This is a genomic window from Caballeronia sp. dw_19, assembly GCF_018449515.1.
In the GTDB taxonomy this organism is placed as follows: Bacteria; Pseudomonadota; Gammaproteobacteria; order Burkholderiales; family Burkholderiaceae; genus Caballeronia.
Window position 1 is genome coordinate 22665 of record NZ_JAAVUQ010000032.1, and the last position, 23357, is coordinate 46021.

A 23357-nucleotide genomic window follows, 5' to 3' on the forward strand; every position below is an offset into this window, starting at 1 on the left:
ACCCTCGCTTCATTTCGAGGCGACCGAGGATTTCTCGGCGGCGTTGATCTCGTCGTATAGCGCATGGCCGTCGGGGATCTTGGTCAGGAGTTCCTCGCGCGCTGACTGGGTAGCGGCAAACCACGGCGCAGTATCGACGATGGTCACCTGCGTGCCGTTCTTCTTCATCTGTTCGAGCGCCGCATCGTATTCCTTGCGGTACTCCTTGATGTCCCATTGCGCGGCGATGTTGGCGGAGGTCTGCACGGCCTTCTGCTCATCGGGCGTCAGGCGGTCCCATGCGGTCTTGCTGATCGCGAGCACGACCGGCAGGTAGTTCACATGTGTCACGTAGAAGTGCTTCGCGACATCGGAGAACTTGTCCTGGACGAACTGCTCGGGCGAGGTATCCGCACCGTCGACCAGGCCTTGCGACAGCGCGAGGAACAGCTGGTTATAGGGCAGCGGCGTGGGGTTGGCGCCAAGCGCCTTGTACCCCGCGATATACCCCGGGCTCTGCATGACGCGGATCTTCAGATCCTTCATGTCGGCCAGCGATGTCACCGGCTTCTTCGCCGTAAACAGGTTGCGCTCGCCGACCGAGATCCACGCGAGCCCGATCATATTGACCGGTTTCATCATGTCAAGATACTTGCGCCCGACCGGCCCCTGCAGCACCGCGTTCGCCTGGTCAACACTGTTGAACAGGTAAGGCATGTCGAAGATCTGCCACTGCTTGATGGTGTTGTCGATCGGCGCCTGCGCGGAGATCATCATCTCCTGCGTGCCGGTGCGCAGCGCCTGCGTCATCTGTATTTCACCGCCCAGTTGCGACTGCGGGAATACCTGCACTTCGACCCGGCCGTTGGTCCGTTGCGCCACCTCCTTCGCAAAGAGCAGCGCCGTCAACTGGTAGTGATTGTCCGGGGCAAGCGTGTGGCCCAGCTTCATCACGATCTTGTCGTCGGCATGGGCGATGCCCGAAAAGGCGCAGGCACCCGCCAACGCAACAACGATCATGGCGCGCCACGAGCGGCGCGCGTTGTAGAACGCTTTCATTTTGTCTCCTTCCGTATTCGAATGGATCGTGCTCCCGACGCTGTTAATGGTCTTCTGCCCGGGTAACCCAAGTATTCGCGAATGGAGCCGGCGGGCGTTAGGATCGCGCTGCGAAATCCTTGTACTTTTTAACGGATATGCCGCAGCTCGAGATGGGGTCAGCCATGTTCGCCGCTCTCCCGACATGGCGAAAACCCTTGGTCACCTTGACGGATGGGGAGCGCTGGCGATTTACAAACCGGCACACCCGACTGTCGCGTCGATCCAGAAAGTCCAAGCATTCGCGCAAAGCGTCCTAACGGTCAGCCCGCCGTTCTCTTTACATTTGTGCCATGCCATCCGGCGTGGCGCGAGACCGACATGCCGGGTCATTCCTGACCATTCACTTGCACGCCGACATGTCCAAACGACCGCATATGGATTGCTACACCATCGGCGACACCGCCGATTTCGCCAAGACCGTTTCCGAATTCGATATCTATGGGTTCGCCGGAATCGTCGGCGATTTCTATGGCGTTCATATCGATGAGGAATATGCAAAGACCACACGCTTCGAGAAGCGTATCGCGCAGGGCTGCCTCTCGGTCGGCTTCCTTTCTACGGTCATGGGCCACATGGCGGCGAAGGCGCCGAGCCCCGGTGCGGTGTCCTATCGCTACGACATCACGTTTGACGCACCGGTGTTTATCGGCGATACGGTGACAGCCCGGCTCACGTTGCGCGAGAAGGATGAAGAGCGCAACGTGTGCGTGTTCACGGCGAGTGTCACGCGCCACGACGGCACCGTGGTCGCATCGGGCAGCACCTGGCTCAAGGTACTGTAACGCGATGCACGACGACCGCACCCCTATCCTCGCCACACAGTCTGGCCCCGTGCGCTTGCTGACGCTCAACCGTCCCGACAAGCTCAACGCGTTTTCTCCGCACCTGCTCGCAGCCTTCGACGTGGCGCTCGATGATGCGCTCGCCGACACGGCCACCCGTATCGTCGTCATCACCGGCAGCGGCAACCGGGCGTTCGCCGCGGGCAACGATGTCGAAGTACTCGCCGGACTCGATCCGATCGGCGCTTACCGTGCGATGGCTACCGGCCAGAAAGTGTTCATGAAGCTGCACGAACTGGCGAAGCCGACCATCGCAATGGTCAACGGCTATGCACTCGGCGGCGGCTTCGAACTGGCGCTCGCCTGCGATTTCATCATCGCCGCCGAGAACGCCCGGTTCGGCTTTCCGGAGATCACGCTCAACACCATGCCCGGCTGGGGAGGAACCCAGCTCGCCGTAGCCAAGCTTGGCATCGCACGCGCGAAACAGATGGTGCTGACCGGCCGTCATTTCAGCGCCGACGAATGTCTGGCTTTCGGCATCGTAGAGCGGATCGTCGAGCTACATTTGCTACTAGACACGGTGCTCGAATTCGCCTCGACACTCGCCGCGCACGACAGCTTCGCGCTGGAAATGGCCAAGCGATCGCTAAACCGCGCCGCGGAACTGCCACTCGGCGCCGGTCTCGATTTCGAGGCGGCGCATTACGCGGTAAATTTCGCAGGCGCGGCCGCGCGCGCCGGTCTCGATGCGTTCATTGAGCGCCGGGCGGCTCGGCAAGCCAGCGTTGCGCGATCGACCCTTCAAGCCCAGAGCTGACTATGCCGCATTGGCTGAACGAACAACACACCCAGATACGCGACACCGTCCGCCGGTTTGCGGAAAAGGAGATCGCTCCGGTTTCCGAGGCCTTATGGGAAGCGGAAGCCTTTCCCTATGACATCTGGCGCAGCGCGGGCAAACTCGGCTTCGCCGGACTGCCCTACCCGGAAGCGTTCGGCGGTGGCGGTGGCGAATGGCTGTCGTATGTGATCGTGCTCGAAGAACTGGCGCGGGTGGATTGCGCGGTGGCGAACTCGTTGATGGCAAATTCGACCGTGGCGAGCCTGCTTTCCAACTACGGCACCGAGGCACAGAAGGACCGCTATCTGCGGCCGATTCTCGATGGCCGGCAGGTGGGTGCGATCGGCCTGTCGGAACCCAACGCCGGCTCCGACGCCGCCAACATCGCCACCCGCGCAAGGCAGGACGGCGAGCGCTGGATCATCGATGGATCGAAGACCTTCATCAGCAACTCGGGCACCGAGGTTACCGGTCCGGTCGTCATTGCCGCAGTGACCGGCACCCGGCCCGACGGGCGCAAGGATATATCGAACTTCATCGTGCCCAATGGCACCCCCGGCTTCACCTACGGACGCAAGCTTCGCAAGATCGGCTGGCGGGCATCCAGCACCTATGAACTGTTCTTCGAAGGCTGCGCGCTGCCCGCCGGGCACCTGCTCGGCGAACCCGGCGCTGGCCTGCGCCAGACGCTCGCACAGATCAGTACCGGCCGAATCCTGATTGGCGCGCTCGCGCTTGGAATTTTGCAGGGGTCGCTGGATCGTTCGGTTGCCTACATGAAGCAGCGGCGCGCGTTCGGCAAGCCGATTGCCGAATTCCAGGCGCTGCAGTTCAAGATTGCGGACATGGCGCATCACGCGCACGCCGCGCGCCTCATGCTCTACGATGCCGCCGCGCTCAAGGACGCGGGTCAGCGCTTCGACCAGCAGGCGTCGATGGCCAAGCTGTTTGCCACCGAGCACGCGATGCAGGCTGCCCACCAGGCCCTGCAGATCCACGGCGGCTACGGCGTGATGAGCGAGTACCCGGTGTCGCGTGCATTCGGGGACGCGAAAGTGCTGGAGATCGTCGAGGGAACCTCCGAGATCCAGCGGATGATCATCGCGCGCCATCTGCTTGCCTGACGCCGGCTATTCTCATCATTGGAGACGATACATGTTGGAAGGCATCAAGGTTCTGAGCTTTACCCACTTCCTTCAGGGACCGGCCGCTGTGCAGATGCTCGCCGATGTGGGCGCCGAAGTGATCAAGATCGAGCCGCCGGGTGGCGCGTTCGAGCGCGCCTGGACGGGTTTCGACGCTTTCGTGGAAGGCGTAAGCGTCTTCTTCCTGCTCGGCAACCGCAACCAGCGCAGCATCTCGCTCGACCTGCGCGACGAGCGCGCCCGCGAGATCGTGTGGAGGATGATTCGCGAAGCAGACGTGCTGGTCGAAAACTATCGGCCGGGCGTGCTGCAGAAGATGGGCTTCGGCTTTCCTCAGGTGCACGAGGTCAATCCGCGGCTAGTCTACTGCTCATGCACCGGATACGGTTCGTCGGGGCCCTATTTCAAGCGTCCCGGGCAGGATCTCCTGCTCCAGGCGATGAGCGGCATGACGCTCCTGTCCGGCGAGGCCGATTCGCCGCCAACACCGTTCGGCGCCGCGATCGTCGACCAGCATGCCGCCGCACTGGCCGCGTTCGGCGTGACTGCCGCCCTGCAGGCGCGGGAACGCACGGGCAAAGGCACGCTTGTCGAAAGCAACCTGCTCAATGCGGCCATCGACCTGCAGATCGAGCCGTTCACCTACTACCTCAACAAAGGGCCGCTGTGGCCTCGCACGAACCCGCCTATAGGCAGCCGCTTCCATCCTGCGCCCTACGGGGTCTATCGCACGCTCGACGGCTGGATCGCCGTCTCGCTCACACCGACGGCCAAGCTCGCAGGCGCCCTGTCGCGCCCCGAACTGCTTGCCTTCAATCACCCGAAGGACGACGTGCGCCGGCGCGACGAACTCAACGGCATCGTCTATGAAGCACTGACCACCCGCATGACCGCCGACTGGATGGCGACCTTCGAGGAGCACGATATCTGGTTTGCGCCCGTGAACGACTACGAGCAGGTGGAAGCCGATCCGCAGGTGGCGCATAACGGCATCATCATGGAAGTCGACCACCCGGAGGCGGGACCGGTACGTCTGCTGGCCCATCCGGTGCGTTACGACGGCGCGCCGCCACCGCTCACGCGCCTGCCGCCACGCCAGGGCGAACACACGCGCGAGGTGCTCACCGAACTGGGCTACGCGGAGGAAGAGATCGCCGCGCTGGTCGAAGGCGGCATTGCGTTGACGGAAAGGAGGCCTACATGAATGCCATCCCTGATCTGGCGCACGGCATGCTGCGTTTCGACGACATCGCGATCGGGCGCAGTCATGTGCTCGTGCACGCGATGCTTGAATCCGAAGTCGATGTATTCGGCCGCCTGTCGGGCGACCTGAACCCGCTGCACATGGACGAGGACTTCGCTGCTCGTTCGCCGTTCGGGCGGCGCGTAGTGCATGGCCTGCTCACAGCCGCGCTGGTGTCGACGGCGCATACCGAGCTGACCGGCCCCGGTTTTGCCTATGTGGGGCAGGAACTGCGATTTCTAGGGCCAGCTTTTATCGGCGATACACTTACCATCACGCTGACGGTGGTGGAAAGAAAACCCGGCAAGCGCATCCTCGTGCTGGACACGATGGTACGCAACCAGGACGGCGTCGCGGTGCTGAGCGGATTGTCGGCATTGAAGGAGTTGTCCTTTACCTGATGCAGGCAAACAGGGTTCATGTCGTATCGCGGGTTATCGATAGCAGCGGCGGCGCCCCGCTCCTCGCTACACTGTTAGTCCGCAGCAGGCTTGGGCGAAGGAAGGTCCGCGGCGCGCAATGCACACGCCGCCTCGCAGGGGACAAGAAATGCACAGTGGGTGTGGCTGCCAGTTGCCGGTCTTCAAGATTGCGAACTATGAATACGGTTCGCGGATCAAGTCGATCGACTTTCATTTCGCGCCGCTCGAGAACATGAAGTCGACGTTGCCTTATCCGCACCGTCACGAGTTCTATCACATCGTCTGGGTGACGCATGGGAGCGGGTATCACATCATCGATTCCCTGCGCTACGAAGTCCGCCCGGACACCCTGTTCTTCATGGCGCCGGGACAGATCCACGATTTTGTGCTGTCGGAAGACACCATGGGTTACGCCATCAGCTTCTCGTCGGAATTCTTTGCGTTCAAGGTGCAGAACCGTCAATCGCAGACGGACGTGCCTGTCTATGACTTCGAGCGCATCCACAGCGCCATCTACATGACCGAGCGGCAGTCGCGTGACCTGCAGCGCGTGCTCGACGGCATCGAGGAAGAGTATGCAACCGAAGCGCCGGGCTACGACGACGTGATCTGGTCGTATTTGCGGATATTCCTGGTCAAGTCGGCGCGCATGGGCGGCGACGCCGCCGATATCGATTCGTCCCGCAGCGTGCTTCTGTCGCGCCGGTTCCGGAGCCTGCTGGAGAAGTACTTCAGCACGCTGCACGACGCCGCCGAATACGCGCGCATGCTGAGCGTGACGGAACGGGCGCTCAACGATGCGACACGCCAGGCGCTGGGCAGCACCGCCGCAAAACTGATTCGCGAGCGCGTGATGCTCGAGGCGAAGCGGATGCTGTTGCATTCGGAGGAGAACGTGGCGGAGATAGCGAGCCAGCTTGCCTTCGACGACCCCGCCTATTTCAGCCGCTGTTTTCGCAAGCACACGGGGCGCTCGCCGATCGACTTTCGTCGTAGCCTGTTGAAGCTGAGTATCTAGACGCAGGCTGCTGATCCATCTGCGGCACGCGCACGCGCAGGATTCTTCCCAACCCACACAGGAGTTCATGCGTGAACGAAGCAAACGCTCTTCAGGTGCCGACCAAAGCGCAGTCTGCGCTCTTCGGCACCGTCCTCGACCATATCGCCAGGAAAGTCGCTGAAGACGAACCCACACTAGGCGTTGAATTCCCCCACGTAACCGCTCCCGATGGCCAATGGATCCGCCTGCCCGCTTCCCTCTCGGCCGGCTACAAAGGAGAGACATGGAGTCACGGCAACTGGCTGTGCGGCTTCTGGGTCGGCTTGTTGCTGACGTCGTACCTGCACACGGGCGACCAGAAGTACCTCGGCTGGGCTCGTGAACGCATGCGGCTCGTCGCGCAGCGGGCGCAGGATCCGAACACGCACGACATCGGCTTCATCTTCGACAGCAGCGCCGTGCCAGGCTTCCACATCACTGGGGACCCCTGGTATGCGCAGATCGCGCTGGAAGCCGCTGACAAGTTGCGCGCGCGCCTCGTCACTACCCGCGGCGGCGCATACCTGGCATCTTGGGGACCGCTTTCGGATCCACGCGGGCGCAGCGCATCCGCCATCGACACGATGGCCAATCTCTCACTGCTCTACTGGGCAGCGAACCATTCCGACGACGGCAGCTACCGGCTCGCGGCAGACGCACACGCAGCGATGACGGCGAACGCATTCATCCGCCCCGACGACTCCACCTATCACGCTGTTGAATACGACATGGAGAGCGGCGCTCGCAAGCGCGGCTACACGTACCAGGGAGCATTCGACGAATCAGCGTGGAGCCGCGGCCAGGCATGGGCCATCTACGGTTATGTGAACTCGGCGCGTGAGACCGGCAAAAGCGCGTATCTTGCTCTCGCCGAACGGCTTGCCGAGTATTACCTTCGCAGGCTCGACGGCCGGCAAGTGCCGCCGTGGGATTTCGACGCACGCGGAGCCGATGCCGAGGTCAAGGACACGGCTGCGGCCGCCATCGTTGCATCGGCGTTGCTCGAACTGGGACGTCTTCATTCCGATGCCGCGAGGGGGGGGCGCTGGTGCAAGCGCGGGCTCGACATGCTCGAGGCGCTCTGCCGCGACGAATTCGCGTACGAGTCGACGCATCGCGGACTGCTGAAACATTCGTGCTATTCGAAGCCGCATAACGAGGGCGTCACCGGCGCGACCATGTTCGGCGACTTTTATTTCGCGGAGGCGCTGTGCCGCGTGATGTTGCCGGGCAAGCTTCGTCCCGAAGGTGCCCGGCCAGAAAAATAATGGGCTTTCCCCGGCTAGCGGTATCGGAAAACCGGCCTTCGCCATACCGCTGCGGACTCAGTGAACAGGTACCGATAAGGACGCGCGGACGTGGCCGGACAAGGTCAAGAGGATTACTTACATTGGGATAGCGGGGAATTGTTCGGCGACTGAGCGCTCCGACGGAGTGTCGGTGATAACTAATCAGAGTTATTGCATCGAAGGGAACTCAGGCGATAGCGCCGGGAAGCTGCGATTGGAATAGATCAATTGGGACTCACGTGCTCGTCACCCGCCACGAGCTCTCGCCCCTGGATGAAATGGTTCGCAAAATCGAGGCTACTTATCCGCGAAACCGGCAACAACGCAGCCCCGGGCGCTTGGATGGCCGTGGGAGCCCTCTTCGCGGCGTTCTCGGTATATCGAGGCCAACGGCGGTCGCTACGCGCGGACTTGACACCCGGCGAGAGCAATCCGCACTGAATGCTTAACCGGGCGCCCCGTCGGATACACACTTCGGAAAGCTATGCGTTTCACCACATACGAATGTCAACGGGAACGTCTGTCTAAAGCCTCTTGTTCGCGAGTCAAATCTTATAAGGCTATTGCCTGTGCAGGTGGTGCGGCGAGCGCGGTTTTTATCCACGTAACAAATGACTCGATCGCCGACGACTGGACGGAATTCGCCGCCCATGTGCAGTAATAGTTGTATTGCCCTTTCGCCGGCAGATCGAACAAAGGCACGAGTGCCCCTGCTCGCAGCCACGCCTCGGACATCATTTGCCGCGCAAGCGCCACGCCCTGGTCGCTGATTGCTGCTTCCACCATCAATCCCAGATCGATGAACTGAATGCCTCTCGATGGCTCGGGCCAATCAAGTCCCGCAACCGCTAGCCAAGGGCGCCACGGTTCGAGAGGACACCGGAGTAAATCTGCACGAGAAAGATCTGACGGGATATGGAACGGTCCCTTCTCCTTGAGATAAACGGGGCTGCATACCGGGAATATCGGCTCTTCAAGGATGGTTTCGACATTCAGTCCGTTGTAGTACCCGCTACCGAAACGCACTTCGACATCCGCTTCATCCGCTTTGAGCCCAACCAGCGGCACGGACAACTGCATCACAATATCAAGGTCGGGATACAACGTTTGGAATGCCGGCATGCGCGGCACGAGGATCTGGCGCGCGAAGGTCGGCGGCGCTGCGATGCGAAGCTGCGGCCGCTGCCCGACGACGTTGCCCCGTACCGGATAACGGTTGAGTGATTCGAGGCATTCACGGACCACATCGAGATATTCCGAGCCGCGCGACGTGAGTGTCAGCTCACTCTGATTCCTGTTCAGCAACGTTTCGCCAAGCGACTCCTCGAGTTGCTTGATCCGGTGACTGATGGCGCTCGGCGTGACCGACAACTCTGCCGCCGCCAGTGCGCCGCTGCGCAGGCGCGCCACCGCCTCAAACGCAATGAGGTTCTGCACGGGTGGCAAGCGATAGAACTGTTTCATCTTTGCGGTGGGGAGAGAGCGTGCGGTCTGTGGCACGACACGTAACGATAACCCTACAAAAAGACGCGCCAAAAAGGCGAATTTCACGCGGCAGTTGAAAAAAAATCAAGTCGCCCAAAACACCTGCCGCCGCGAATAAAAGCGAAAATAAAAATGCCCGTTTTACCACTCTTTCGTGCGAACCCCATACATCGACGATGACTTCCCTATCTTCTTCCATTACCGAATCGACGAATCCTCCGGAGATCGTCGGTATTCGCGTACGACCGGTCGTGGCGCCGCTGAATACGCCGTTACGTACCGCCAGCGGGGTCATGGAGAGCGCGCCGCTCATCCTGATTGATGTCGAGACGGCGGCAGGTGTGACGGGTAGCGCCTATATTTTCACGTACACGCCGATCGTACTGCCAGCTATCGCCCGCTTGCTCGACGACGTGGGGCGCACGCTCACTGGCAAGCCGCTTGCCCCGGCATCGCTCACTGAAGCCCTGCGCAAGCGCTTCGTTCTGCTGGGCACACCCGGTCTGCTCGATATAGCGCTGGCTGGACGACATGGCGCTGTGGGACGCTCACGCGCGGTGGCTGAAGCTGCCGCTGGTGCGTTTGCTCGGCGCAAGTCCACGACCGGTCAGGGCGTATCCCAGCTTCGGCATGGATGGTCTTGAGGGAGCGCTACTTGCGGCCGACGCTGCCTGCGCGAAAGGCTTTGGCGCAATCAAGATCAAGATCGGCTACGAGACGCTGGCCGAAGATCTTGCCGTGGTCAGGGGCGTGCGCCGCGTGATCGGGGAACGTACGGCCCTCATGGTGGACTACAACCAGGCATTGAGCGTGCCCGAGGCCATTCGCCGGGGTCTGGCGCTGGATCAGGAGAAGCTCGAATGGATCGAAGAGCCGACCGCATGCGACGACCTCGTAGGCCACGGGGCAATCGCGGCGGCGCTGCAAACCCCATTGCAGCTCGGCGAGAACGCCTGGGGGCCACGCGGCATGCTCGCCCTTCTAAGGCACCCGTGCAAGCGATCTTGCCATGCCCGATCTCATGAAGATCGGCGGCGTGACCGGCTGGCTGGCAGCGGTCGCGGTATGCGACGCGCATGCGGTGCCCGTATCGAATCACTTCTACCAGGAAATGAGCGCGCATCTACTCGCCGCAACACCGGCGGCGCATTACCTCGAGTACTTCGGCATCGCCGACGCAGTCTTGCGCAACCCGTGCGTCGCAACAGACGGCTTCGTCAGCGCGATGGATGCGCCGGGCAGCGGAATCGAATGGGACGAGGACGCAGTGGCACGCTTCGCCTTGAATTAATGCACTTGAAATTTTTTTAAGCACCCTGTCTAAAAACTTTCAAGCCCTTGAATTAATGGCGAGAAATTGGCTTCCAGATAATGGATTTCACAGCCAGCCGATGGGTTGTATCGGCTCAGGCAACCCGAATCCTTCTGGAGAGTCCTATGGAAAATCATGCCGCACTCGACCATGTATTCACGTCGCCCGTCGCCACCACGGGTCGCCGACAACGTTTGTCGACGATCTTCACCGCGATGATCCTACTTGCCGTTGCCGCGTTTTTCGCCGTCTTTTGCTTTTCCCCCGAACTGATGTCAATGCAAGTCACGGGACACATGTCGCTCGGCATCATCCTTGAACCGGGGCTGATTCTGCTCGCGATCGTGCTCGGCATCACGTACGTCCGGCGTGCGGACGGCTATGACCTCGAGAGCGTAGCCGTCGATACGGAGACGCAATCATGAACGGGCAACTGCTCAGTCCGCTTTCGCTCGCCTTCTTCCTGGCATTCCTTCTCGTGACGGCCGGCATTACCTGGTTTGCAGCGCGCAAAAGCCGCTCGGCCAGCGAATTCTTCAATGCGGGTGGCCGTGTCGGCCCGCTGCAAAATGGTCTCGCGATGTCCGGCGAATACCTCAGCGCCGCAGCGTTGCTCGGCATGACCGGGGCCATTTCGCTGAAGGGCTTCGACGGTATCGTGTACAGCATTGGTGTGTTCGCGGGATGGCCTCTGATTCTGTTCCTCGTCTCGGAACCAATGAAGCGCCTTGGCAAGTTCACGCTCGCCGACGTCATTGCATGGCGGCTCGACCGGAAGCCTATCCGGATCGCCGTCGCGCTCGCCAGCCTGCCGATCGTGCTTTTTTATCTGATCACGCAGCTCGTAGCGGCAGGTGGGCTTGTCAAGCTGATGTTCGGGCTGTCCTATTTTCCGGCGGTGTCTTTAGTCGGTGTGATCATGCTTTGCTATGTCTTTTTCGGCGGCATGCTGGCGACGACCTGGGTACAGATCATCAAGGCGGCTTTGTTGTTCAGCGGAAGTGCGTTGCTGGTCCTTCTTCTGCTTGCGCACTTCGGCTTCAGTCCCGCCGCGCTCTTCACACAAGCCGTCTCCCGGGCAGGTCCGGCGATCACCGGCCCAACCTTATTGCCGACGCTCGCGCGCTGGGACACGATATCGCTGGCAATAGCACTCGTGTTCGGTGCGTTGGGTATGCCGCAAATCCTGACGCGCTTCCTGACGGTCGCCAATGCACGCGACGCCCGGCGTTCCGCGTTCTATGCGACGGGTCTGGTCGGCGTTTTTCATGTGTTCGTACTGCTGCTCGGCTTCGGCGCGCTTGCACTCATCGGACACGACGACATATTGAAGACAGGCGGTGCCGGCAACATGGCCGTGCCGTTGATGGCACGCCTCCTCGGCGGCGATGCGTTTTTTGGCTTCATTTGCGCGGTCTCGTTCGCGACCATGCTGGCGGTCGTGGCGGGACTCACCTTGTCCGCAGCGACAACTTTCGCACACGACATCTGGGCGGGTGTCATCAAGAGTCCAAGCGCCACCTCGACGGATGCCGACCGCGATCCGCATGCGCAGCAACCGCGCGTGGCGCGCACGGCGGCGGTGGCAATAGCCATTGCCTCCGTCCTGCTGGCATTGCGCTTCGAAGGCCAGAACGTCGCCTTCATGGTCGGCTTGAGTTATTCGATTGCGGCCTCGGCGAACTTTCCGGTTTTGATGCTCGCGTTATTTTGGAAGCGACTGACGACCAGCGGCGCGGTGGCCGGGATGCTGAGCGGAGCAACCGCCGCAGTCGTGATGATCGTTCTCTCCCCCACCATCCAGGTTGAAGTGCTGCACAAGGCGCTGGCTGATGTCGAAAACCAGTGGTGGTTCGTCTCACTGCGCAACCCATCTATCGTTTCGGTCCCGTTCGCCTTCTTCATCTCCTGGGCAGTGTCGGTCATGCGGCCACAGACCGTCGAACAACAGGGTTTTGAACGGATGCAGCGTGTTCTCGATCTATGAAGCCGCCCAGCATGACACTTCAACTAAACATTTAACCAAGTCGTCAATCAAGGAATCCAAATGAAGCAATACCCGACATTTAAAGCCGCTGCCTGCCATGCTGCACCCGTCTACTTCGATGCTGACGCGAGCGTCGACAAGGCCTGCGCATGGATCCGCGAAGCCGCCGGAAAAGGCGCTGAGCTGATTGCATTTCCCGAAGCGTATCTCTCGTCGTTCCCCGTTTGGTCCGGCGTATGGGCGCCGGTTGAAACGCATGAGTTCTTCTTCAAGCTGGTGTCGAGCGCGGTGCGAATCGACGGCCCGGAAATGCATCGGATAAGAGAGACGGCGCGACGTCACGGCGTATTCGTGTCGATGGGTATCAACGAGAGCACGCCGATCAGCGTGGGCTGCGTGTGGGACACCAACGTGCTGATCGGAGACGACGGCGCGATCCTGAACGTTCATCGCAAGCTGGTTCCGACACACTACGAGAAACTTACCTGGGCGCCTGGCGACGGCAGCGGACTGCGCGTGTCGGATACGCGGATCGGGCAAATCGGCGCACTGGTATGCGGCGAGAATACGAACGCGCTTGCACGTTTCTCTCTGATCGCACAGGGAGAGAACGTTCACATCTCTTCGTTTTCGCCGCGCTGGCCGACGCATCCGCTCGGCGAAGGCGGTTACGACCTCGAAGCGGCCATCCGCCTTCGTGCAGGCGCGCATTCGTTCGAAGGGAAGCTTTTCAACGTCGTAGCGTCGGGCTTCCTGCCGCCTGCAGCAATCGATATGGTCTCGCGTGGCAACAAAGGCGTGCGCGATCTGCTAGAACAGTCGCCAAAGAGCGTATCCATGATCCTGGGGCCGGACGGCGCGCCGATCAGCGATACGATCCGCGACGAAGAAGGCATCGTGTACGCCGATATCGACCTCGCAAAATGCGTGGTTCCCAAACAGTTTCAGGATGTGGCCGGCTACTACAACCGGTTCGACGTATTCGAGTTGAAGGTCAACAGACGGGCGCTGACGCCGGCGCAGTTTTCGGCTGATGAAAACAAGCCGATTCCCTTCGCGGAAGCATTCGACCAAGGGTCAGCAAACGAGGGCAATGGCTTCGACCGGTCTCTGCCGAATTGATGCAGAGGATCACCTAGGGTTTCCGCAGATATGACGTGGGTCAGACTGGATCGATGAAATGCCGCATGACTCTCGAGAAATATTGGAGCGCTAGCGAGCCCGTGCGGCCATACGCAATCCGTCCGGACCCGATATTTGGCCTAGATAGGATTCCAAGGAGCGCCCTTCATGCAAGATTCCTTGAGGTAACCATGCACGGGCCGGGTTTCCGGGTTGTGACCACATCGACAAGGGCCTCAGCAATATTGGCGGCTGGGTTGACACGAAACCCTCGCGGCAGAAATGGGTGAAGACGAGTTGCGATTGGCAGCACAATGCGTTCCGCGATCAGGAACTCTTCCCTACCACAGCCAAGCATGCCCGGACGTACAATTGTGACAGACTTACTCATAAGTCAGGAATTTTGCGGACAAGTGATCTATGCTTGAGCGCATGTGATTGAACGAGGCGCTCATGAAACGGGACGGTCGGAGCCTGGCTCACAACACGCTTGAAGAAATGCGCATCCTTGCGGTTCAACGCATGGCCGGGGGCGAGCATCCGGATGATGTTGCGGCATCGTTCGGCATGCATCGCACGTGGGCATACAAGATCCGGGCTCAGGCGCGCGGTCGCGGGCGTGGCGTTCGGGCGCTGCGTTCGAGCAAAGGCGCGGGGCGCCCGCGCAAGCTCGCGCGTGTCCAGGAGCAGCAGGTACTGCGTTGGATCAATGGCAAGAATCCGATGCAGTATGGGTTTGACTTCGGGCTGTGGACGCGCAACCTGGTTCGGGAACTGGTGCAGCGGGAATTTGGTGTCACGCTGAGCCTAGCGTCGATCGGCGCAATGCTGGCGCGGTTGAACCTGACGCCGCAAAAACCGTTGCAGCGCAACCCGGAAGCAATCGAGCGCTGGCAGGACGACACGTATCCAGCCATTGCCAGACAGGCCCGCAAGGAAAACGCCGACATTTTCTTCTGGGACGAATCGGGCGTCCGGGCCGACTCGGTGCATGGCAGGACCTGAGCGCCGTGCGGTGAGACACCCGTTGTCGAGCGTCCAGGCGAGCGGCAAAATATGAGCGCGGCGTCTGCCGTCAACTCCAAGGGTGCATTCTGGTGCGGAGCCACGTCAAGCGCACCGGCGTCGCACGACGCCCTCTGCAAAAGGGCGAAAAGCTGGGGCCACGAATTCACGAACAGCTCGCACAGATTGGACGAAACCCGAAGCTCGTGCGCTCGTTCTTCAGGCATCCATCTGTCCGCTATATTTCTGACCTATGAGTAAATCCGATACATTGTATGTCCCGTTCAACCTCACCTTTGGTACGGCAATTTAACAATGGTATGGATAACGAAGCAGTCGTTCCATCAGGCCGATATCACCGGACAGACGCTTCACCCGTTACTGTAGATCCGGTACCTGCAACACGCGATCTACATGCGAGGCGACCGCGGCAAGATTTCGCAGTCGTGCCGAGTGCTCGCCGACCGTAGTCGTTTCCCGCCTAAGATCCAGCGACTCGACATCGGCATGGTCAGCGTACACCGCAGCGGCCTAAAGCACGCTCAGGTAGAGCCTCACGCGATCGTTCGCTAACAGCGCGGTTTTATCCGATCGTGAAATATTAAGATTTCCTACTAAATATAGGAAACTGCTTCGGTCTTTTGCACTCGACACCTCTTTGTTTAGTCTGAAATTCAGTCTCAACCGTATTTGTGACAATCTCCTGACGGACCCACGATAGCTGTCATTTCCTTGATTTAACTCAAAAATTTTAAAATTTTTCAAAAAATCCATTTTATTAGGAATACTTCTTAGACTTGGTTCGGATATTCATGAGTGGCGGTACGAGTGACCAGCCTGGAGATCCATTTCTAAATTTTCGTCATATTTGACTTACATCAACTCTGAGCCGGACAGGCCGGGGATGCTTCTCAGATACCGATATCAAGACTGTTCAGATCCGCGCGTCACACAATCTTCATGATACGCCCCGCAGTTGGGCTTCGATCATGCTAAACGGATTCCCGAATTAATTAACGAGCCAGGCACTCACGATCGACGTCCCGATCCTCGCCCAACGATTTAGCAGGGGTTGCTACTGTGCCTAGCCTTAAAAACACGCCATGAACTCCGCGAACGTAAGGTACGGCTGGCATACCTTCGCTTCCGTCTTTACCCGACTTCGAGGCTCCGCGTCTTCCAAAGACGTGGCGGACTCCGGCGCAACCAGTGACACCCTTGGCACGTTTTCCCGTCTCTCGCCAGAAGCTTCATTGGAGCGCCTGCAGACCAGACCGGAGGGCCTGACCAGCGACGAATCGGCACAACGGCTACGCAAGATCGGTCCCAACCAGGTCGCTCATACAGCGCGCCACACCATCGTGAGCGAACTCGTCAGTCGTTCGCTGAACCCGCTTAACCTGCTCCTGCTATCGCTCGCGGTCGCGTCGTATTTTCTCGGCGACCTTCGCGCAGCGATTGTGATCGCTGTCATGGTACTTCTGAGTGTCGTGCTTGGGTTTCTGCAAGAGCACCGCTCGAACAAGGCAGCAGACGCGCTGCGCCGAATGGTGCTGACCACCACCACCGTGCGCCGGCGCGTAGAGGGGACCCTGCAGGACCATGTCGAAGTGTCGATCGAACAGATCGTGCCAGGCGACGTCGTTCTCTTGTCGGCGGGCGACATGATCCCTGCGGACCTGCGGCTTATCTCCGCGAAAGACCTATTCATCAATCAGTCGACGCTGACCGGCGAGGCCATGCCGATCGAGAAACATGCTCACGTTGAAACCAGCACGACTGACATGCATTTCGATTTGCAGAATATCTGCTTCATGGGTAGCGCCGTGCTGAGCGGGATAGGGTGCGGCGTAGTGGTGCTGACAGGGCCTCGCACTGCCTTCGGCCATGTCGCCGGCATGATTGCCGCACAGCGTGTGCTGACGAGCTTCGACAAAGGGATTACCCGGTTCACGTGGCTGATGATGGGCTTCATCGGTGTGATGGTGCCACTCGTCTTCCTGATCAATGGTCTGACAAAAGGCAACTGGTTTGAAGCCCTGCTCTTCGCGGTCGCCGTCGCCGTGGGACTCACACCTGAGATGCTGCCGATGATCGTCACGGTCAACCTCGCCAAAGGGGCTCTGGCAATGTCGCGCAAGCAGGTCATCGTAAAGCGGCTCAATGCGATACAGAATTTCGGTGCAATGGATGTCTTGTGCACCGACAAGACGGGCACCCTCACGCAGGATCGCATCATCCTCAAACGCCATCTCGACGCCCTGGGCAATGAGTCAGATCAGGTTCTCGAATACGCCTATCTGAATAGCCTCTACCAGTCCGGCCTCAAGAACCTTCTCGATGTCGCAGTGCTCAAGCATGTCGAGCTCCAGACACAGGTCACAGTCCACGGGCAGTTCAGCAAGATCGATGAAATGCCGTTCGATTTCGAGCGGCGCCGGATGTCGGTCGTGCTTTCGCGCGGGGATGGCACCCACGTACTCATTTGCAAAGGAGCTGTAGAGGAAGTTTTCTCGGTCTGCACACGCTATGTCACCAATGACCAGAAAGGTGCGCTCGATGAAAGTCATTTTGCGGCGGCAAAGGAGACGACCAACGCGCTGAACGAAGACGGCTTTCGTGTCGTCGCCGTGGCATATAAGGAGATGGCATTGGAACAGAGCGCCTACTCCGTTCGAGATGAGGCAGATCTGACGCTGCTCGGCTATATCGCCTTTCTCGATCCGCCCAAGGAAACTGCCGCAGATGCAATCGCCGCATTGAACGCGAGTGGTGTACGCGTGAAAATTCTGACCGGCGATAACGACATCGTCACGCGAAAGATCTGCCACGAAGTGGGCATCACGGCGGATCGCATCGTGCTCGGAAAAGAGCTGGAATCGCTGTCCCAAACTCAGTTGGACGATCTTGCAGAAAGCGCCACCGTCTTTGCCAAGGTATCCCCCGCCCAGAAGGCCGCAATCATTGATGCCCTGCATCGCAAAGGACACGTTGTCGGTTTTCTAGGCGACGGTATCAATGACGGTCCGGCACTCAAGGCGGCGGATGTCGGTATCTCTGTCGATAGTGCGGTCGATATCGCCAAGGAGTCGGCCGACATCATATTGCTCGAAAAGAGTCTCGCCATACTCGGAGAGGGTGTACTCGAAGGCAGGAAGGTCTTTGGGAATATCACCAAGTACATCAAGATGGGCGCGAGTTCGAATTTCGGGAACATGTTCAGCGTGCTGGGCGCAAGCGTCTTCCTGCCTTTTCTCCCGATGGCGCCTATCCAGGTACTCACCAACAACCTGCTCTACGATTTCTCCCAAACCACAATTCCGACCGACAATGTCGACGCCGAATATTTAGCGGTGCCCCGGTGTTGGGACATTGGCAATATCATGAAGTTTGTTCTGCTGATTGGCCCGATCAGCTCGATATTCGACTATGCCACCTACTTCATGATGCTTCACTTCTTTCACGCCTGGGACAAACCAGCCCTGTTCCAGACCGGCTGGTTTGTCGAGTCACTGCTTACCCAGACCTTGATCATTCACATTATTCGCACGGCCAAAGTTCCTTTCTTCGAAAGTCGAGCCAGTGTAGCGTTGGTCACAAGCAGCCTGATCGTCGCCGGGTTGGGCATTATGATCCCCTTCACGCCGGTAGGCACGTTCCTCGGCTTCGTTGCGCTCCCGCCCGCGTACTGGATCGGGGTGGTGTTGATCCTTATGAGCTACGCCGTGCTGACCCATCTCGTGAAGACATGGTTCATCCGTCGATTCGGGCTGAGCTGATCGCGCCACAGAATTCGAAATGATAAAGGAATCCTCATTAACTTCATCGGAATAATTCTTCCTCAACCGGCAGAGTCCGATGCCGTGCAGGCAACCGACGGTTCCCCGGTCAGTCGGAATGTACCGATTTCCGAGCGGCCTGCCGTCCTCACCCAATCGCGCAACCGCCGGACCGTACCTATGCTGCGCCGTGCCTGGCATAGCAAGAGCGGACGTTGTCTGAACTGGCTACGCTCGAATGGGTGACGTGGTACAAGCCTCATCGCCAGCCGAGGACGCGTATTACCACCAACCTGCCGTACGGGCCGCCGTGGCCTAACTTAAATCAACCGGCCTCCACGATTCCCGGAACGGTTCGCCCGGGATTTCGGTGCCGCAACACGACCGGATGCGGTAGGCTTGAGGGTAGTCGCCACGCAGCAGCGAATCGGTTTGAAGCCTGCTTGCAATGTCCTCGCTTTGCGGCTGGTCTGTAGCGCGGCTTTACAGACGGTTCGCATGCGATGATCGCGGCACCAGGCTTCGCTAGACCGACTCCGTTCGAGCGAGACTCTGAAGGACCAAAGGGGTTCGGAAAACCGCGGAGAGCTGCCCTTGTTGATATCCGTTTATGCATACCGTTGAAACCGTACTCCTGGTACTGATGCTAGGAGCGCTGACGGGCATTGCTGCCCGCTATGTCCGCGTCGTTCCGCTGCCGCTGATCCAGATTCTCCTCGGGGCGATGCTGTCCTGGCCGCGGCAGGGGTTGCACATCGAGTTCGACCCGGAACTGTTCCTCCTTCTGTTCATCCCTCCGTTGCTGTTCGCCGACGGCTGGCGCATTCCGAAACGCGAATTCTTCGCGCTCTACAAGCCGATCCTGAAGCTGGCGCTTGGCCTGGTGCTGTTCACCGTCATCGGGCTGGGCTATCTCATTCACTGGATGATCCCGGAAATGCCGCTGACCGTCGCTTTCGCGCTCGCTGCAGTGGTGTCCCCCACTGACGCGGTGGCCGTTTCGGCCGTCACTCGCAACCTGGGCATGCCATCCCAGACGATGCGCGTGCTCGAAGGTGAATCGCTGTTGAATGATGCATCTGGCCTGGTAGCTCTGAAGTTCGCTGTCGCAGCTACGCTCACTGGTCTCTTTTCGTGGTCCGCCGTCGCCAGGGACTTTATCTGGATCGCCCTCGGCGGGCTCGGCGCCGGCGCACTCATCGGCTGGGGCTTCGCCGTGGCACGCGAGGCCGTGACGCGGCGCCTGGGCGACGTGGCAGCCACACAAATGGTGCTGCTGTTGGTACTGCTGCCTTTTGCGGCCTACATCGTCGGCGACCGTATTGGCGTCTCTGGGATCCTGGCCGCGGTGGCCGCGGGCGTCATGACCAATTTCGCAGATCTCAACCGCGGCGAATTCGTGGCAGAACGCATGCAGACGGAAGGCGCCTGGACCATGGTTGAATCAGCCTTCAATGGTGCGATCTTCCTGCTGCTAGGCCTGCAATTACCGTCCATCATTGGCGTTACACTAGGCGAAGCCGGCCATCGCTGGTGGATTCTCGCGGGCTACGCGGCCGCGATTTCATCGGCACTGTTGCTGCTGCGCTGGTTCTGGCTGACGATCGGTGTGCAGGGTAGCCTCTGGCGCGCACACACGGAAGGCAAGATGATTGAGAAGCCCTCGTACCTGCTGACCATTGCAACTACGCTGGCTGGCATCCGCGGTGCCGTGACGCTGGCCGGTGCCCTCTCGGTGCCGCTACTGCTCAACAACGCGACCTCCTTCCCGGGCCGTGACCTCCTGATCTTCCTGGCGACCGGCACCATTCTGTTCACGTTGGTGATCGGAAGCATCGGCCTGCCGCTGGTTCTCAAGCGCATGCCGCCGAGCGGCGAGCCCACGTCGGCGCGAGAGGAACGCCGCGCTCGGGTAGCCGCCTGCAAAGCCGCGATCGCCAACATGGTGTTGGGCAAGGAACAGGCAGAATCAGCCGATCCGCAATGGCTCTCGCAGTACCAGGAATCCGCTGGACGCCTGACGCAGGAGTATCGCAAGCGCATCGACCTACTCGAGGACCCGGCGCCGCCTGCGACGCCCGAGGCGCGCGCGAAAGCCCCGGACGCGATTCGCCAGCGCCGCCACCGCTACGTGGTGGAACTCGAATTGCGGTTGAAGTCCCTCCACGTGGAGCGCGACGCCCTCTACGCCGAAAGGCATGTACATCATATCAACGACGAGTCGCTGCGCAGTCTGGTCGCGGAGCTCGATCTGGCAGAAGCCTCGTTGCGCAAGCGACTCGACGTGGCCCGCCAAGCGGCCGGTTTGACCGCAAGCGTGTCGGCAGCGCGTGATCCCCTGGACCCAGGCGTGTGATCAACGCGTTATTCCGTCCTGTCGCAGATGTGTTTGCGAACCTGCGTGGCCATGTTCGCTAAACGATGCTCGGTTGGTCCTCGCTTGGCGACGCTCGCCTTGGACCGGAAGTAGTTTGGATAGCGCATCCGGTCAGACGCGCGAGGTCATCGTCAACATTCAGGCTCGCGGCCACGTGCCCTTTGACCTATGAGTAGCAGCCACTGATCTGCGACGCGCACGCTGAAGATCAGCGGTTCGCGTGGAACGCGCTTCAGGACATAAACGGGTGCGACGGCGTGGGTACGGCTGGGGATTGGCCCAGTAGGTGTCCAAAGCGCCAGTCAGGGTCACGCGCCTTGCCGTGATTCTTTGTCCAACAGCACCGTGGTCACGTCCGGTGCCTCTTCATGTTCCAGATCAATATCGAAAAATGGCCACGCTGTGGTCTCGAAGACGCTCAATTGTGCTTCGTTCATGTCACCATCCCGTGATGATGAACGCCCCCAACACTGGCCAGTTTCCGGTCATCCAGACACGTTCCTCATAGGAATCACGTGCACGCCTTCAGGCTCAAACCTCGCTAGACAAGACCAGCCCTTTACATCTTATTTGCATTCCTACTCAATTCCGATATTCATCGTTTGTTCACGCGTTCTCTTCGGTAAAATCCAGAAGTGGCTTTCCGTCGCGACCACTAGACTCCGCGCTTGCCAAAGCGTCGCCAATCATCGATATTGGATAACGCTTCGCCAACGGCAAACGAAGTGCTCCGCTAGCAAGGTAACTGAGCACGGTCTCAACCGCCTCGCGAGACTCGTCGAGAGGCAGCCCTGCCATCCAATGAAATAAAAACCAACCTTGAATTATGGATGATTTGTAAATTAGCTGTGGCACAAATACAGGCATCTGAAACCCGCTGACGTCTGTTTGTCGATGCGACGACAGCGCGCCGTAGACGAGAACACGACCGCCAGGGGCTAGACATCGAACCACTCCTGCTCCAACCGTACCCCCAACGCAGTCGATGGCGTGCAAAATACCCTTCTCACCCGCCGCGGCTGTAACCTGCTGCTGCCAGTCTTCGTCCGCCGTGCAAATGACGACGTCTCCCCCCAGCTTTTGGATCTCTGAAACCTGCTCCGGACGGCGTACAAGATTGATAGTACGGAAGCCTTTGAGTTTGGCAATTTGCAAAACCAAACGTCCAATCGTTGATCCTGCAGCTGTCTGCAAAAGTGCGTCTCCCGCCGCCAGCTTATGCACACTCAATGTCATTGCAACCGCAGTGACGGGGTAACCAGCGCTTGTGCTGCATCTTCATCTGTTACCTCGTCTGGAACCCGCACCACGCGTTCGGCGGGGACTAATACATGAGTACGCCATGTGCCAAATACATCCAGAAGAACGCCCCGAATTCCGATAGACAGCCCTTTGATGTTTGACCCAACCGCTTCGACGATACCCATACCCTCTAATCCAGGCGTCGCAGGCAACGTGGGTTGTCGGCCAAATCTTCCCCGAAGAACATGCAAATCGCTTGGATGAACCGGCGACAGCCGCATACGAACGACAACCTCGTCCGGGCCAGGTGTCCTTTGCGGCGTGTCTTCAAGTGTAAGTACTTCTTTGGGTTCGCCCGTTTTCGTAAATACGAATGCTTTCACGTAGTGCTCCCGACTGAGGTTGCTATCTGTGCCAGAACAATTTTCCTGTCCAAGCGCTTGTATCGAATGGCCATGATATCCAGATACGGGCATATACGCATTTATCACATGAGCCCCAGGGGCTGTTTGCATTTGCTGAAATGTGTTTACATCCTGTTCTTCGCGCTGCAGACAAGGACTACAACCCTGACGTTTTCTTGCAAACGATTCGGGCTACCCGAGCGAAGGTCGTGACCCCGTCAGGTTCTATTGGATAGCTGGGCGCGATCACCCGCGTTCAGCCCCTCAGAACAGTGCATGGGTCTTTCGATCCACCCGGCTCAAGCCTCTACAAAGGCATCTTGCGACACCCGGTTTCACAACTGTATTCCGGCAGACTAATGATTTCCGAGTACGATCACTTCTAGCGATGATTCCCTGCGGGGTCGAAAAAGTACACTATTCGCTCTGGCTTGCGACCTTACTTGGAGTGTTTTCTACCGCGTGAATTCGGGTTGATGTTTGGGTACCGTGCCGCGATACGCAAAGGGATGCCCGCTCGGAAATTTCAGCGCGGAGGTGGCTGGCCATAGCCCCGCCCGTATGGGGCGCTTAGTCAAGTACCTCCCAATCGTCGCGCACCACCTGGAGCCATTTCTGAGAGAATTGCATAGCCAAGGCGCGGGAACAGGGAGCCGTCAGCGGCAGGATTTTGGCGGCCATGCGGGGGCGCTTCGTGCTGAATAGTTAGGATAGGGAATTGATACGGATGCGCGTCAAAAAGAGCAACGCTCCCTTGATCGAGTTATAGCAGATCATCTTTGACAGACTTCCCAGCAGAT

Annotated in this window: 19 protein-coding genes and 2 pseudogenes; 16 read left to right on the top strand and 5 right to left on the bottom strand. The window is 59.4% G+C overall.

Going from position 1 to position 23357, the window contains the following annotated elements; genetic code table 11:
* Positions 1-9: 9 nt before the first annotated feature.
* The gene (locus HB376_RS30745; RefSeq protein WP_213767441.1) at positions 10-1038 is read right to left on the bottom strand and encodes a TRAP transporter substrate-binding protein; all 1029 of its coding nucleotides are present in this window, start codon (positions 1036-1038) and stop codon (positions 10-12) included.
* Positions 1039-1436: 398 nt separating this feature from the next.
* Between HB376_RS30745 and HB376_RS30750 the strand changes: the two genes are divergently transcribed.
* The 7 genes from HB376_RS30750 to HB376_RS30780 all read left to right on the top strand — a co-directional run bounded on the left by HB376_RS30750 (position 1437) and on the right by HB376_RS30780 (position 7823).
* Entirely contained in the window at positions 1437-1862 is a 426-nt protein-coding gene (locus tag HB376_RS30750) for a MaoC family dehydratase (RefSeq protein WP_213767442.1), read from the top strand.
* A 55-nt stretch (positions 1863-1917) separates the two neighbouring features.
* Positions 1918-2682, top strand: a complete 765-nt coding sequence (locus tag HB376_RS30755; protein WP_213767443.1) for an enoyl-CoA hydratase/isomerase family protein — start codon at positions 1918-1920, stop codon at positions 2680-2682.
* Between the two features lie 2 nt (positions 2683-2684).
* Positions 2685-3830 (top strand): acyl-CoA dehydrogenase family protein, encoded by a 1146-nt coding sequence (locus tag HB376_RS30760; RefSeq protein ID WP_213767444.1) that lies wholly within the window; start codon positions 2685-2687, stop codon positions 3828-3830.
* Positions 3831-3861: 31 nt separating this feature from the next.
* Entirely contained in the window at positions 3862-5055 is a 1194-nt protein-coding gene (locus HB376_RS30765; RefSeq protein WP_213767445.1) for a CoA transferase, read from the top strand.
* A complete protein-coding gene (locus tag HB376_RS30770; protein WP_213767446.1) occupies positions 5052-5495 on the top strand; it encodes a MaoC family dehydratase in 444 nt (147 codons plus the stop codon). Before HB376_RS30765 ends, HB376_RS30770 begins: the two co-directional genes overlap by 4 nt.
* Positions 5496-5643: 148 nt before the next feature.
* Positions 5644-6534 (top strand): helix-turn-helix domain-containing protein, encoded by an 891-nt coding sequence (locus HB376_RS30775; RefSeq protein ID WP_213767447.1) that lies wholly within the window; start codon positions 5644-5646, stop codon positions 6532-6534.
* Between the two features lie 71 nt (positions 6535-6605).
* A complete protein-coding gene (locus HB376_RS30780) occupies positions 6606-7823 on the top strand; it encodes a glycoside hydrolase family 88 protein (RefSeq protein ID WP_213767448.1) in 1218 nt (405 codons plus the stop codon).
* 573 nt (positions 7824-8396) lie between these two features.
* Here the strand turns inward: HB376_RS30780 and HB376_RS30785 are convergent.
* Positions 8397-9308: a LysR substrate-binding domain-containing protein gene (locus tag HB376_RS30785; protein WP_213767449.1), complete on the bottom strand. Its 912-nt coding sequence runs from the start codon at positions 9306-9308 to the stop codon at positions 8397-8399.
* 197 nt (positions 9309-9505) lie between these two features.
* On the opposite strand from HB376_RS30785, the gene HB376_RS41310 reads away from it, so the two are divergent.
* The 9 genes and pseudogenes from HB376_RS41310 (at position 9506) to HB376_RS30820 (ending at position 20890) form a co-directional block, all read left to right on the top strand.
* Entirely contained in the window at positions 9506-9973 is a 468-nt protein-coding gene (locus tag HB376_RS41310; protein ID WP_255631645.1) for a hypothetical protein, read from the top strand.
* Positions 9960-10259: pseudogene (locus HB376_RS41315) on the top strand (enolase C-terminal domain-like protein); the annotation flags it as partial. The gene HB376_RS41310 and the pseudogene HB376_RS41315, both read left to right, overlap by 14 nt.
* A 79-nt stretch (positions 10260-10338) precedes the next feature.
* On the top strand, positions 10339-10620 hold the full coding sequence (locus HB376_RS41320) for an enolase C-terminal domain-like protein (RefSeq protein WP_255631646.1): 282 nt from the start codon (positions 10339-10341) through the stop codon (positions 10618-10620).
* Between the two features lie 146 nt (positions 10621-10766).
* Positions 10767-11066, top strand: coding sequence for a DUF485 domain-containing protein (locus tag HB376_RS30795; RefSeq protein WP_213767450.1), 300 nt, complete (start codon positions 10767-10769; stop codon positions 11064-11066).
* Positions 11063-12628, top strand: a complete 1566-nt coding sequence (locus HB376_RS30800; protein WP_218627433.1) for a cation acetate symporter — start codon at positions 11063-11065, stop codon at positions 12626-12628. Before HB376_RS30795 ends, HB376_RS30800 begins: the two co-directional genes overlap by 4 nt.
* A 60-nt stretch (positions 12629-12688) precedes the next feature.
* Positions 12689-13750: a carbon-nitrogen hydrolase family protein gene (locus HB376_RS30805; protein ID WP_213767451.1), complete on the top strand. Its 1062-nt coding sequence runs from the start codon at positions 12689-12691 to the stop codon at positions 13748-13750.
* 453 nt (positions 13751-14203) lie between these two features.
* Positions 14204-15012: pseudogene (locus HB376_RS30810) on the top strand (IS630 family transposase).
* A gap of 846 nt (positions 15013-15858) precedes the next feature.
* Positions 15859-18534 carry a magnesium-translocating P-type ATPase gene (mgtA, locus tag HB376_RS30815; RefSeq protein ID WP_213767452.1) on the top strand — a complete coding sequence of 892 codons (2676 nt, stop codon included), beginning with the start codon at positions 15859-15861 and terminating at the stop codon, positions 18532-18534.
* Between the two features lie 610 nt (positions 18535-19144).
* Positions 19145-20890 (top strand): Na+/H+ antiporter, encoded by a 1746-nt coding sequence (locus HB376_RS30820; RefSeq protein ID WP_213767453.1) that lies wholly within the window; start codon positions 19145-19147, stop codon positions 20888-20890.
* A 329-nt stretch (positions 20891-21219) separates the two neighbouring features.
* Here the strand turns inward: HB376_RS30820 and HB376_RS41325 are convergent, their stop codons facing one another.
* The 3 genes from HB376_RS41325 to HB376_RS30830 form a co-directional block, all read right to left on the bottom strand.
* Positions 21220-21348 carry a hypothetical protein gene (locus HB376_RS41325; protein ID WP_255631647.1) on the bottom strand — a complete coding sequence of 43 codons (129 nt, stop codon included), beginning with the start codon at positions 21346-21348 and terminating at the stop codon, positions 21220-21222.
* Between the two features lie 169 nt (positions 21349-21517).
* Positions 21518-22147 carry a zinc-binding dehydrogenase gene (locus HB376_RS30825; protein ID WP_213767454.1) on the bottom strand — a complete coding sequence of 210 codons (630 nt, stop codon included), beginning with the start codon at positions 22145-22147 and terminating at the stop codon, positions 21518-21520.
* A complete protein-coding gene (locus tag HB376_RS30830; RefSeq protein WP_213767455.1) occupies positions 22144-22536 on the bottom strand; it encodes an alcohol dehydrogenase catalytic domain-containing protein in 393 nt (130 codons plus the stop codon). The genes HB376_RS30825 and HB376_RS30830 overlap by 4 nt, the downstream gene beginning before the upstream one ends.
* Positions 22537-23357 lie beyond the last annotated feature (821 nt).

Bases quoted from the DNA above. Each gene is read 5' to 3' on its own strand.
- HB376_RS30800 (WP_218627433.1), top strand. From the start codon at position 11,063: ATGAACGGGCAACTGCTCAGTCCGCTTTCGCTCGCCTTCTTCCTGGCA.
- HB376_RS30805 (WP_213767451.1), top strand. From the start codon at position 12,689: ATGAAGCAATACCCGACATTTAAAGCCGCTGCCTGCCATGCTGCACCC.
- HB376_RS30775 (WP_213767447.1), top strand. From the start codon at position 5,644: ATGCACAGTGGGTGTGGCTGCCAGTTGCCGGTCTTCAAGATTGCGAAC.
- HB376_RS41325 (WP_255631647.1), bottom strand. From the start codon at position 21,348: ATGAACGAAGCACAATTGAGCGTCTTCGAGACCACAGCGTGGCCATTT.
- HB376_RS41310 (WP_255631645.1), top strand. From the start codon at position 9,506: ATGACTTCCCTATCTTCTTCCATTACCGAATCGACGAATCCTCCGGAG.
- HB376_RS30785 (WP_213767449.1), bottom strand. From the start codon at position 9,308: ATGAAACAGTTCTATCGCTTGCCACCCGTGCAGAACCTCATTGCGTTT.
- HB376_RS30760 (WP_213767444.1), top strand. From the start codon at position 2,685: ATGCCGCATTGGCTGAACGAACAACACACCCAGATACGCGACACCGTC.
- mgtA (WP_213767452.1), top strand. From the start codon at position 15,859: ATGAACTCCGCGAACGTAAGGTACGGCTGGCATACCTTCGCTTCCGTC.
- HB376_RS30825 (WP_213767454.1), bottom strand. From the start codon at position 22,147: ATGACATTGAGTGTGCATAAGCTGGCGGCGGGAGACGCACTTTTGCAG.
- HB376_RS30795 (WP_213767450.1), top strand. From the start codon at position 10,767: ATGGAAAATCATGCCGCACTCGACCATGTATTCACGTCGCCCGTCGCC.
- HB376_RS30750 (WP_213767442.1), top strand. From the start codon at position 1,437: ATGTCCAAACGACCGCATATGGATTGCTACACCATCGGCGACACCGCC.
- HB376_RS30770 (WP_213767446.1), top strand. From the start codon at position 5,052: ATGAATGCCATCCCTGATCTGGCGCACGGCATGCTGCGTTTCGACGAC.
- HB376_RS30745 (WP_213767441.1), bottom strand. From the start codon at position 1,038: ATGAAAGCGTTCTACAACGCGCGCCGCTCGTGGCGCGCCATGATCGTT.
- HB376_RS30820 (WP_213767453.1), top strand. From the start codon at position 19,145: ATGCATACCGTTGAAACCGTACTCCTGGTACTGATGCTAGGAGCGCTG.
- HB376_RS41320 (WP_255631646.1), top strand. From the start codon at position 10,339: ATGCCCGATCTCATGAAGATCGGCGGCGTGACCGGCTGGCTGGCAGCG.
- HB376_RS30765 (WP_213767445.1), top strand. From the start codon at position 3,862: ATGTTGGAAGGCATCAAGGTTCTGAGCTTTACCCACTTCCTTCAGGGA.